Below are 11,279 nucleotides of genomic sequence, written 5' to 3' on the forward strand. Positions count from 1 at the left end.
CGGGGGGGAGCCCCCGCACGGAAGTGTCCTCCCCTTGTCCACGGACACGTTCCTTAACGGGGGGGAGCCCCCGCACGGAAGTGTCCTCCCCTTGTCCCCTTGTCCCCCCCTGCAAGAAAGCCCCCACTCCCCACCGGGAGTAATTACCGAAACCAATCAACAGCTGTAATCGATAAAATGTATTTAAAATAGCTGCAAGTACGCGCTTATGATTCCTATCGTCATTGAACAATCGGGTCGGGGCGAACGCGCCTTTGATATCTACTCACGGCTGTTACGTGAGCGCATCATCTTTTTGGGACAACAAATTGATAGCAATCTAGCCAACTTGATTGTTGCCCAACTGCTGTTTTTAGATGCTGAAGATGCGGAGAAGGACATTTATATGTACATTAATTCTCCGGGTGGTTCGGTGACAGCTGGTATGGGCATATTTGATACTATGAAGCACATCCGCCCAGATGTCTGTACAATTTGTACCGGATTAGCCGCGAGTATGGGTGCTTTTCTTCTCAGCGCGGGTGCTAAGGGTAAGCGGATGAGTCTACCCCATTCTCGGATTATGATTCACCAACCTCTGGGTGGCGCTCAAGGACAAGCCACTGATATTGAAATTCAAGCACGCGAAATTTTATACCACAAGCGCAAGCTAAATGAGTATTTAGCCGATCACACAGGTCAGCCAATTGAGCGTATTGCTGAAGATACCGAGCGGGACTTCTTCATGTCGCCAGAAGAAGCCAAGAACTATGGCTTAATTGACTCTGTGATTGACCGTCACGCGGCTGGTAGCCGTCCAATGGCTGTTGTGGATAGCAATTAGAGCTTGTAGTCAGCGCTTCAGCGCTGAAGCGCTGACTACAAAAAACACAATAGATATCGTTGGTGCCGTACTCTGGCTTTAACGCACCCTACTAAGTAAGTAATTGAAGTAATTTTTAAGTCTAAAGATAATAATCAAAATCCTGTTAACGGGTCTGGTGACGTAGGCTGAGATTCGAGATATGTTAAAAAATCCAGTGATTCTTCTTCGCTAATCAAAACACGCGATCGCTTCCCATAGTTTTTAATTAAATACTCGCGTACCTGTTCTTTTGTCCAGCCTAAGCGCTCAATTTCGACATCTGTTTTCTTGATCGCTTGCTCAATATCTACATCCATAGCTTTAGTTCCTATTTCAATAGTCCACGTCCTTTCTCATTTGTGCTTGCGTCTTGGGTAGTTAGCGCTGTACTCGCTCTCTGCGCTGACTACAAAAACAACTAATTAAAATCCCGCGATCGGATCTGGTTGCAATTCTAAGTATCTGAGAAAGTCCAGTAATTCTTCTGGGTCGAGTAAACTACGAGCTCGCTTGTTGTAGGTTTGTTTGAGATGTTCCCGTCCTTTGTCTGTCGTCCAGCCTAAGCGCTGCATTTCAATATCGATTTTAGTGATTGTATCCGAGTGATCTACACGTTCACTCTTGTTACTTTTCTTTCCTATCGCTTTCGGACTACCTACATCTTCAGTAGTATAACTGCGGGGCGCAAATTGTCTAACGTTACTAGCAGCAGGCGTTGGTAACGGATTCTCTTCAGGTTCGCTGCTGTCGTCCAGCATAGCCCAATTTTGCATCGGTATATCAAATTCTGGCTCTCGGTTGCTAGTCATCGCAAAGCGAGGCTCATAGTCTTGGTTGTAAGTGTCGCTTAAAGAAGTCACCTCTGGTTGTGTAGTGGGTACGTTAACTGGTGGTGGAGTTTGTTCTTCCGGCTTCTCTTCTGTTTGTTCTACAGAATTTACAACAGAGACAGTTGTGTTCAAAGCAGGATGAGGGTTGTTTTGCACCTGCGGTATTGATTTCGGAGATACTGTCGATTCCGATAATGAGGAAGTCATTCCCAAAACCATCAGTGCCCGATTTCTTGCTTGATCTTCTGCTGCTTCGACTGTTTCTGCTGCTGCCATACCGGTAGCACGAATTACACCTTCAATTTGTACGCTTGCCCGGACAATATATTTTCCGCTCCAAATTTGCACTAATTCAGAAGTAAGACTGCCGTTGGGATACAAGCTCTGGAATTGAGCCAACATAATACTTTCACCAATCTAAATTCATTAAACAACGCTCATCTAAAGGATGAAGTCTAAAGGATGAAGGATGAAGTTAAGACTTCACAGAAGTTTTGTGCAGCTTGAAATTGTACGGATTTATTTTTTCATCCTTATCCTTCATATTTCTTTAATTAAGTAGTTTTCACCCTTTTAAATGAAACAGCCTGATATATCTCGATCGCTTGTACCGATTGTAGCAATAGCTGTTTGCGAACAACTTTTTCGCTATTTGTGGCTAACTCTACGTGGTCTTACCTTCAATGCTATACTAATTACCCAATCCGATATGCAGAACTACTTTCACAGAAGTACGCTCTAAATCTACAATAATGAAGTAATGGTTCTTCCTGACTGAGCGGTTTCGCTGCTAACCTAGTTGTTACCGATTCTACATATGGGACAATTGGGTCTGCCGGCAGTTTCTCCTAGTTAAAATCAGAGTCTAATGCCGTAAAAGTACCTGAAATCTAGACAATCAAACACCTGCTGTTTTCCCTGCATAGCGCTTTTAGACTGGAATTTTGTGAGTTTTATAAACAAAGTCTCTCAAAAACCCGTCGCAAACATTACCTAGTGGGTGAATTTTCAATCAGGCGTGCAATGTTTAAGATTAGCTGGGTGAAAGGTGTTTTTCGTAGTGAACTCTGAAAGTGTCGTGGGGTGAGAAGTCCGAGAGTCGCTTTTTTGTCTGTGTTGGAGGTAGGGCTAAACCTCCAACAAAGTACTGGCTCATTGTGCTTCTCTCTCCACGTAAGTGTCTTCTAATAATGATGTTTTGACCAAAGGTCGGTTCACTGCATGGAATTTTCAATCGCTACATTGCTTGCCAATTTTACCGATGATAAGTTGGTAGCTCGGAAAGTTTTGGAAAAAAAACTTGGTTGTGAAGATGAAGATAGTTTACAAAAACTTCAAATTGCTTTAGAAGTTCTGGAAAAAGTCGGGCTTTTGGTAAAAGAACGCGGCAAATATCGTCGCATGACAGAAGAGGGAATCATCGAAGCAAAGCTGCGCTGTTCTAGTAAAGGCTTTTGTTTCGCGATTCAGGATACCGAAGGTGCGGAGGATATTTATATTCGCGAAAGTCATCTGAGTAATGCTTGGAATGGCGATCGCGTTTTAGTTAGAGTTCTCAAAGAAGGCAGTCGGCGCCGTTCCCCCGAAGGAGAGGTGAAGCTAATTCTCGAACGCTCGAATCACACTTTGCTAGCGCGAATTAAGCAAGTAGAAAGCGGTTTTCGTGCTGTCCCTCTGGACGATCGCTTGCTGTTTGAACTTAAACTGCTAGCTAGTGGAATGAAATTGGAAGAAGCGATCGACCATCTTGCCCATGTCGAAGTTTTGCGTTACCCTTTAGCACAATATCCCCCTGTCGGTCGAGTCGTACAAATTCTCGGTAGCGATGCCGAAGCCGCTGCTGATATAGATTTGGTAACTTGTAAACACGACCTTTCCCGGACTTTCCCGGAGTCAGTTAGCGATGCTGCCGCTAAGTTGCCGAAAAAGTTACTCAAAGCTGATTTAAAAAATCGTCAGGATTATCGTGATTTATTTACCCTAACTATTGGCGGTACAAAAGATTCCCAAGTAATAGAAAACGCCTTAACTATCGAGAAAACTCCACAGGGACACTCGCGATTAGGCTTTCACATTACCGATGTTTGTCACTACGTTTTACCAGATGAAGCTCTCGATCGCGAAGCAATTAAGCGCGGTAGGTCGGTATATCTCGGTGAAGTCGTGCTGCCAATGTTACCGTCAGCTGTGGCAGAACGCTGTTCTTTAGTTGTGGGAAGCGATCGCTTAAGCATCTCTTTTTTAATTACCTTCGATTCACAATCTAGAGTTGTCTTAGACTGGGAAATTCAAAAGGGTATCATTAAAGTAGACGAACACATCAGCGAACAACAAGCTTTATCAATTCTGACTGCGAAAGTAAGTAAATCTACGAGGGGAAAAAATAAGGGTTCGGAAGAAGTAGTCCAGATGTTGCAAGAGCTGCAAGTATTGCAGCAAGCAGTCAAACAAGTGCGGCTGAATCGCGGGAGCTTGCAATTAAATCTGCCACCCAACCAAAATCCGTACAACGATGAAGGTATTTTAGGATGTGCCGCAGTCAATGATTTACCTGTGCGATCGCTCTTAACAGAATTCGTGCTACTTGTTAATCAACTGATGGCAAATCATTTAAACGCTTTAGGCATTCCTGCTATTTGGCGAGTGCAAGGCGTACCGGATTCGGAAGATGTGCAGGAAATGCTAAAATTAGCGATTAATTTAGGCGTGGAACTGTCACTAGAAGCAGAAGTAGATATTCAACCTTTAGATTATCAACAATTAACTAGGGCTTTTGCCGAATCGCCATCAGAACAAGTTCTGACTTACTTGTTGCAAGATACACTCAAGCCAGCTTCTTACAGCACTACTATTGGCTCTCACTTTGGTTTGGCGTTACCAGAGTATACACACTGTACTGCACCGTTGCGGCGTTATCCAGATTTGCTCATGCAAAGAGTGTATTATTCACTACTGGAACATGGACGCGATCGCCGCAACACCCGCGTGAAAGAGCGCGTTAATTTATGTCACTCCGCAAGCCACAGTGAAATTAACTGGAACGTTTTACCCCCAGAATTGCAACAAGAACTGCAAAGCGAGTTAACGAGGGTAATCGTCCAAATTAACGACAGAGAAAAAGAAGTTCAAGAAGCCGAAGCCGATTTAGCCGGGTTGCAAAGAGCTTCTTTGATGAAACAGCGCATTGGTGAGGTTTTCAGCGGTGTAATTACTGGTGTTCAATCTTACGGCTTCTTTGTAGAAATTGAAGTACCAGCAGTTGAGGACAAAGAAAGCGGTAATGTGAGAGTGCCTTTACGAGTCGAAGGATTGGTACACGTTAGCTCGCTTAAAGATGATTGGTATGAGTACCGCGCTCGACAACAAGCGCTATTTGGTCGCAAAAATCGGGCTTCTTACAGATTAGGCGATCGTGTAGCCGTGCAAGTTAAAAGTGTTGATTACTACCGCCAACAAATTGATTTAGTCACCGTAGGCAGCGATGGTATCGCCTCAGGCAGGGGTATGAACGGCTCCAATGGCGAAGTATCAAATATATACTTATCCAACGAAATGGAGCCTCAAGACCTAGAACCATATGGTGATGATGAATAAGGGGAGTGGTTAGTGGTTAGTGGTTAGTGGTTAGTAGTTAGTAGTTAGTCGTAACAACTATCAACCAACAACTAACAACTATCAACTAACAACTATCAACTAACAACTAACAACCAACTACCAATTCCCTAACCCGTACTAAAAGAGCGTGTCAAACAAACAACAGCCAATTATCTTAGGCATATCAGGTGCATCAGGTTTAATTTACGCCGTTCGAGCGATTAAATTTCTGCTTGAAGCCGACTATGAAATTGAACTAGTTGCCTCGAAGTCAAGTTACATGGTTTGGCAATCAGAGCAGAATATTCGGATGCCTGTAGAACCTGTTCAACAAGAGCAATTTTGGCGACAGCAAGCAAAAGTTGAAGCCGCAGGCAAACTACATTGCCATCCTTGGGGTGATGTTGGAGCGAATATTGCTAGTGGTTCCTTTCGTACCTTGGGGATGATTGTGATTCCATGCAGTATGAGTACCGTAGCCAAGCTAGCAGCCGGCTTGAGTTCCGACTTATTAGAACGGGCAGCGGATGTTCAGCTTAAAGAAGGTCGAAAGCTGATAATCGTTCCCCGTGAAACTCCTTTTAGCCTGATTCACCTGCGTAATTTAACTGCTTTGGCAGAAGTCGGGGCAAGAATTGTCCCCGCCATTCCTGCTTGGTATCACAATCCGCAAACAATTGAGGATTTAGTTGATTTTGTTGTGGCTCGTGCTTTAGACCAACTGGATATTGACTGCATCCCACTTCAACGTTGGCAAGGGAGAAAATAAAAGGGGGGAGGGGGGGAGGGGGAGATGGGGAGATGGGGAGATGGGGAGATGGGGAGATGGGGACAATTTCTTTCTATTACCTATTACCTATTACCTATTCCCGATGCCCATTGCCCATTGCCCATTGCCCATTGCCCCTCTGTGAAATTACCTTTACCCCTCTTTTTATATGGATATCATTCGCTTAATTTTATTAGTGGCGGTACTGGGAGGACTAACGCTATTGTTAGCGCAAAACTGGTCGCCTGTTCTACCGTTAGTATTTTTGGGGATACGGACTCAACCTTTGCCATTGGCGATGTGGATTTTGTTTAGTACAACTGCTGGTGCTGTTACATCTGTATTTATCAGCAGCTTATTTAATTTGTCCACTTATTTGGCTCAACAACGCCCAAGACTTAAATCACCAGCCGCTTCACCTCAAAATAAGCAAACCCGTAGAGAAGAAACATTTTCCCGCCCTCCTGTCAACCCTACACCAACGGCTAGTACAACAGAGTCTAGAAGCAGTGACGACGTAGCGGATGATTGGGACACAAATAAGAGTACAGATGATGATTGGGACTTTGAAGAGAAGTCTAATGTTGCGTCTACTCAAAGAGAGGAAAACATACAGGATAGAGATCAAAGCTACGAACGTCAACAACAACCCAAAACTACTTCTCAATCTGGTTCAGTTTATTCCTACAGCTACCGCCAACCAAAAAATTCTGGAGTAGGAAAAACTGAATCAGTTTACGATGCTGATTACCGAGTAATCATACCGCCTTATCAACCACCGACGACTACCAATCAGAAGAATGATGATGATGATTGGGGATTTTTTGATGATGACGATGTGGATGACGATGAGCGATCGCGCTCTTGAGTAGGGATGTGGTATTTATGTGCTAAATGCCACATCTTTCTTCGCGAGACTCCTGCTTGACTTTACCCATCATCGCCGCTTCTTGCAAGCTCATAAAAGCTTTAAAGTCTTCTAAGTCATACCGGGTTGTCAGTAAATGTCGTAGTTGATTTTCGGCTTCAACCGTTAGATAGCCAGTAGATAGCGCTTTTTGCACAACGTCACGAATTCGAGTCATGGTTGATACCTCAATAGACCACACTTATTTATTCGGGCGCACTCAAATAAGATATGCAGTAGTTTTTGTTCTTCAACCGTTAAGTTGGCAAAGCTTTTTTGCACAATGTCACAAAATAAGTCATAATTTACACCATGATTTTTAACTGATTTGGAGTGGGGCTTGCTATGACTAAGTTTTTTTAATGTTAATACTGTGAGGGTAGAAACACAGTATTGTATAAACTTAAAACTGCCCCAGTGAGAAAGTGTCTTGATCGTTTATATTGACGACACAAATTTAATAAAGTTTCAAAGAAGCTTTATTAAATTTCCGTTAAGCCTAAAGATACCGAAGCAACAACTGGCAAGTCACCTAACGAATGTTATTAAATTCGTTATAAATTCATTGTTTATTTATTTCGACTTTATATATAAATCGTTAATATATTGCCAAATCGCTACTTTAAATAAATAATCGTAATGACAGCTAATTTAAATAAAATAGAAGAGGATTTTATAGAGGCTAAAAATAATTGGGAGCTAGAAAAGTTATACGTTGATTTGGCATCGGCAAAGGGAAAAGCTCTAACACCTGTTGAAAAGAAGTTTTTGAGAGGTTTACTTTGTGGTTTTAGTCCGGCAGAAATTGCTAATGCAGTTTATAAAAGTCGCAGTAGTAGTACTGTGAGAGTTTATCTTTCTAATGGACTATATAAATACATAGAAGATATGCTGAGTAACCAAGAAGGAAGCAGCATTAAGGTAAAAAACTGGAGTCGGGTGACTCAGTTACTAGAGAAAGCAGGTTATAAAAAAGGTTGGTTTCAAATAGATGTGACTAACAATCAAATAATCACAACCGAGAAAAACAAAGCTGATTTTGATACGATGAAAACAGCCCAAAGACATAATTGGGGTGAAGCGATTGATGTGAGTAAATTCTACGGACGGACTAGCGAACTCGCATCCCTATCTGAATGGATTGTGCAAGAGCGCTGTCGATTAGTGGTACTTTTAGGTATGGGTGGAATTGGTAAAACAGCTTTGTCAGTAAAGCTGGCAGAAGCAATTAAGGAAAATTTTGAATTTGTAATTTGGCGATCGCTAAATCTTGCCCCACCCCTAGAAGTCATCTTAAATCAACTAATTTCGCTTTTATCTCCCGAAGCGCAAACACAAAGTACAGAAAGTGTCGAAAGCAACATTTCCCAACTAATTGAGTGTTTGCGCTCTTCACGCTGTCTAATTGTATTAGATGGTGTAGACTCGATTTTAAGCAATAGCAACGATACCGACTTGATAAAATATCCTACCATGCCAGCTAGCAACCCAGTCGTAAAAAATCCTTCTGGTTATGTTATGGAGCAAATTCGCTATCTTAAAGGTTATGAAAATTATGGAGAGTTAATCAGAAGATTAGGAGACTCTCAACATCAAAGTTGCTTGGTGTTAACCAGTAGAGAAAAACCTCAAGAAATTGCCGCGCTACAAGGAAAAAAATTACCTGTTCGCTCTTGGAAATTGACAGGATTAAGTAATGCAGAAAGTTGGCAAATTCTCAAAGAAAAAGGGTTTACAGATTCTGACGAATCCGAATGCAGAGTTTTAATTGAGTGGTATGCAGGTAATCCATTATTTCTGAAATTAGTTGCTACAACTATTCAAGAATTATTTGCTGGTAATATATATGAATTTTTAGAACAAGGTACTGTGGTTTTTGGCGACATTCGGGCAATTTTAGATGAGCAGTTTTATCGTTTATCTAATTTGGAAAAGCAAATTATGCATTGGCTAGCACTGAATCGCAATTTGGTTTCAGTGCGAAAATTGCAAAAAGAGATTATACCACGAGTTTCGCAACGATTAATATTAGAAGCTATAGAGTTATTACAAAGGCGATCGCTAATTGAAAGACAAGCATCCGGCTTTGCACAAACCCCAGTTTTGATGGAATATATAGCTGAACGATTAATTGAGGAAAATTTTAAAAATCAAGATAAATCAGGTTACTCATTGATGAGTCAGACAATTTTTGAAGCGCAATTAAAAAACCACATTCGAGAAATTCGCCTCAACGCGGAGATGTAAAATAGGGAGTGGGGAGTAGAGAGTAGAGAGTAGGGAGTAGGGAGTAGGGGTTTCCCCGCCCTAAAAAAGTAGGAAATTGACAATGAGTATATTAAAAGGAGTTAACCTGTACTTAATTGGCATGATGGGCGCCGGTAAGACTACTGTAGGGCGCGAACTTGCGAAGCAATTGAGTTACGGGTTTGTCGATGCGGATAACGTAATTGAACAAACAACCGGACGAAGTATTAATCAGTTGTTTGCTTTGGAAGGCGAAGCGGGTTTTCGTCAAATAGAAAGCGATGTATTAGCACAAATTTGCGCTTTTACAAAATTAGTTATCTCGACTGGCGGAGGGGTTATTCTCCAACAAAAAAACTGGAGTTACCTGCGCCACGGCTTGATTGTTTGGCTGGATGTGCCAGTAGAGTTACTTTACACCCGTTTAGCAGAAGATACCACAAGACCGTTACTGCAAGATGTTGACTTGAAGCAAAAACTGCTTTTGCTTCTCGAACAACGACAAGCACTTTACAATCAAGCCGATCTGCGAATCAGCGTCAGTGAGGAAGAAACACCCACGAAAGTCGCTACACGAGTACTTGAGGCGATTCCTACTGTTCTGAAATAGGAATGAGCGCTTTTCCTAAAGTCTTGTAGGGTTCCAAAAAGTCAGACAAAATTGGACAGCCTTGTTTTAAAGATCCTCAACACCCCACCAGTCAAAGGCGTGTCGCCGGACAGAATCTTCTGTCCGGCGAACCGCCGCCTCGGATGAAGGCTGTCCAATTTTGTCCAGTTTTAGCGTAGGGGAACCCTTCATGAATTGCCCCCTACGTAAATTCTAAGCAAGTGCCCCAGAAGCCGGATTTATTGGATAAATCCGGCTTCTCATTTCTCAATATCAACTTATACAATCCAAAATCTCAAATCGGTACTATTTTGTACTGTCTTATGAGAGATTGTTGAGAGTACCAAACTCATTTATACTGTCTAGATCGGTTTTAACTGTCAACAGTTCCCCATGATAGTCAACGATACTGAGTATATCAGACAAGCCGCAGCCACTCGCGTGCAAGTACTGAGCGAAGCATTACCTTACATCCAGCAATTTGCCGGACGCACCGTTGTTGTCAAATACGGTGGTGCGGCGATGAAAGATAGCACCCTCAAAGATAAAGTTATCCGCGACGTTGTATTTTTATCCTGCGTCGGCTTGCGACCAATTTTAGTCCACGGTGGGGGACCAGAAATTAACAGCTGGCTGGATAAACTGGGAATAGAAGCACAATTTAAAAATGGTCTGCGTGTCACCGATGCCCCCACAATGGATGTGGTGGAAATGGTTTTAGTCGGTCGAGTTAACAAAGAAATTGTCGCTTTGATTAACCAAGCTGGCGGATTGGCGGTGGGATTATGCGGTAAAGATGGTAACTTAATTAAAGCTCGTCCCCAAGGTCAAGAAGGCATTGGCTTTGTGGGAGAAGTTTGCGGTGTGAATATCAAGATTTTGGAGACACTCGCAAGCAATGGCTATATCCCAGTAGTTTCTAGCGTAGCCGCAGACGAGACAGGACAAGCTTACAACATTAATGCTGATACAGTAGCTGGAGAGATAGCCGCAGCACTTGGGGCAGAAAAGTTGATTTTGCTGACAGATACGCGGGGTATTTTAAAAGATTACAAAGATCCGTCAAGCTTGATTCCGAAAGTGGATATTCAAGAAGCCCGCGAGTTGATTGCCACTAATGTAGTTAGTGGTGGGATGATTCCAAAAGTAAATTGTTGCGTGCGATCGCTTGCTCAAGGAGTACGTGCAGCACACATCATTGATGGTCGCATTCCTCACGCCCTGCTGCTAGAAATCTTCACCGACATCGGTATCGGCACAATGTTAATCGGTTCTCAATTTACTTCTTAGGTAATTGGGAATTGGTAATTGGGAATTGGGAATTGGTAATTGGTAATTGGGAATTGGTAATTGGTAATTGGGAATTGGTAATTGGTAATTCCCCCTTGTCCACGCCAGACGCCTCAACGGAGGACGCCTCCGCACAGCGCTGGCTCCCCTTGTCCACGCCAGACGCCTCAACGGAGGACGCCTCCGCA

General features: G+C 42.8%; 12 protein-coding genes. 7 read left to right on the forward strand and 5 right to left on the reverse strand.

What is annotated here, in order from left to right; genetic code table 11:
- Positions 1-208: 208 nt before the first annotated feature.
- Positions 209-823, forward strand: a complete 615-nt coding sequence (clpP, locus tag PI95_RS26475; protein ID WP_039748490.1) for an ATP-dependent Clp endopeptidase proteolytic subunit ClpP — start codon at positions 209-211, stop codon at positions 821-823.
- A gap of 134 nt (positions 824-957) precedes the next feature.
- Here clpP and PI95_RS26480 read toward each other — a convergent pair whose 3' ends face one another.
- Both PI95_RS26480 and PI95_RS26485 read right to left on the reverse strand, forming a co-directional pair.
- Entirely contained in the window at positions 958-1,161 is a 204-nt protein-coding gene (locus PI95_RS26480; RefSeq protein WP_039748491.1) for a hypothetical protein, read from the reverse strand.
- 105 nt (positions 1,162-1,266) lie between these two features.
- Entirely contained in the window at positions 1,267-2,076 is an 810-nt protein-coding gene (locus PI95_RS26485) for a slr1353 family protein (protein WP_039748492.1), read from the reverse strand.
- A gap of 819 nt (positions 2,077-2,895) precedes the next feature.
- On the opposite strand from PI95_RS26485, the gene PI95_RS26490 reads away from it, so the two are divergent.
- The 3 genes from PI95_RS26490 (at position 2,896) to PI95_RS26500 (ending at position 6,905) form a co-directional block, all read left to right on the forward strand.
- Positions 2,896-5,268 (forward strand): ribonuclease R family protein, encoded by a 2,373-nt coding sequence (locus PI95_RS26490; protein WP_039748493.1) that lies wholly within the window; start codon positions 2,896-2,898, stop codon positions 5,266-5,268.
- Between the two features lie 148 nt (positions 5,269-5,416).
- Complete coding sequence (locus tag PI95_RS26495; RefSeq protein ID WP_039748496.1) at positions 5,417-6,037, forward strand: UbiX family flavin prenyltransferase; 621 nt, start codon at positions 5,417-5,419, stop codon at positions 6,035-6,037.
- A 169-nt stretch (positions 6,038-6,206) separates the two neighbouring features.
- On the forward strand, positions 6,207-6,905 hold the full coding sequence (locus PI95_RS26500) for a LapA family protein (protein ID WP_039748497.1): 699 nt from the start codon (positions 6,207-6,209) through the stop codon (positions 6,903-6,905).
- Between the two features lie 22 nt (positions 6,906-6,927).
- On the opposite strand, the gene PI95_RS26505 is transcribed toward PI95_RS26500, so the two are convergent.
- Complete coding sequence (locus tag PI95_RS26505) at positions 6,928-7,122, reverse strand: hypothetical protein (RefSeq protein WP_039748498.1); 195 nt, start codon at positions 7,120-7,122, stop codon at positions 6,928-6,930.
- 461 nt (positions 7,123-7,583) lie between these two features.
- On the opposite strand from PI95_RS26505, the gene PI95_RS26510 reads away from it, so the two are divergent.
- Entirely contained in the window at positions 7,584-9,191 is a 1,608-nt protein-coding gene (locus PI95_RS26510) for an NB-ARC domain-containing protein (RefSeq protein ID WP_039748499.1), read from the forward strand.
- An 82-nt stretch (positions 9,192-9,273) separates the two neighbouring features.
- Positions 9,274-9,801: a shikimate kinase gene (locus tag PI95_RS26515; RefSeq protein WP_039748500.1), complete on the forward strand. Its 528-nt coding sequence runs from the start codon at positions 9,274-9,276 to the stop codon at positions 9,799-9,801.
- A 66-nt stretch (positions 9,802-9,867) separates the two neighbouring features.
- Here the strand turns inward: PI95_RS26515 and PI95_RS36985 are convergent, their stop codons facing one another.
- Entirely contained in the window at positions 9,868-9,993 is a 126-nt protein-coding gene (locus tag PI95_RS36985) for a hypothetical protein (RefSeq protein WP_268896828.1), read from the reverse strand.
- A gap of 201 nt (positions 9,994-10,194) precedes the next feature.
- On the opposite strand from PI95_RS36985, the gene argB reads away from it, so the two are divergent.
- Positions 10,195-11,091, forward strand: coding sequence for an acetylglutamate kinase (gene argB / locus PI95_RS26520; RefSeq protein ID WP_039748503.1), 897 nt, complete (start codon positions 10,195-10,197; stop codon positions 11,089-11,091).
- Here argB and PI95_RS26525 read toward each other — a convergent pair.
- Positions 11,065-11,279: hypothetical protein (locus tag PI95_RS26525; RefSeq protein WP_163519216.1), on the reverse strand; the 215-nt coding region annotated here is incomplete at its 5' end. The two genes, argB and PI95_RS26525, sit on opposite strands and share 27 nt — an antisense overlap.

The sequence above is a fragment of the Hassallia byssoidea VB512170 genome (genome assembly GCF_000817785.2).
In the GTDB taxonomy this organism is placed as follows: domain Bacteria; phylum Cyanobacteriota; class Cyanobacteriia; order Cyanobacteriales; family Nostocaceae; genus Hassallia; species Hassallia carrinoi.

Coding starts and splice junctions, on each gene's coding strand:
- PI95_RS26490 (WP_039748493.1), top strand. CDS start 2,896: ATGGAATTTTCAATCGCTACATTGCTTGCCAATTTTACCGATGATAAG.
- PI95_RS36985 (WP_268896828.1), bottom strand. CDS start 9,993: ATGAAGGGTTCCCCTACGCTAAAACTGGACAAAATTGGACAGCCTTCA.
- PI95_RS26500 (WP_039748497.1), top strand. CDS start 6,207: ATGGATATCATTCGCTTAATTTTATTAGTGGCGGTACTGGGAGGACTA.
- argB (WP_039748503.1), top strand. CDS start 10,195: ATGATAGTCAACGATACTGAGTATATCAGACAAGCCGCAGCCACTCGC.
- PI95_RS26515 (WP_039748500.1), top strand. CDS start 9,274: ATGAGTATATTAAAAGGAGTTAACCTGTACTTAATTGGCATGATGGGC.
- PI95_RS26505 (WP_039748498.1), bottom strand. CDS start 7,122: ATGACTCGAATTCGTGACGTTGTGCAAAAAGCGCTATCTACTGGCTAT.
- PI95_RS26485 (WP_039748492.1), bottom strand. CDS start 2,076: ATGTTGGCTCAATTCCAGAGCTTGTATCCCAACGGCAGTCTTACTTCT.
- PI95_RS26480 (WP_039748491.1), bottom strand. CDS start 1,161: ATGGATGTAGATATTGAGCAAGCGATCAAGAAAACAGATGTCGAAATT.
- PI95_RS26510 (WP_039748499.1), top strand. CDS start 7,584: ATGACAGCTAATTTAAATAAAATAGAAGAGGATTTTATAGAGGCTAAA.
- clpP (WP_039748490.1), top strand. CDS start 209: ATGATTCCTATCGTCATTGAACAATCGGGTCGGGGCGAACGCGCCTTT.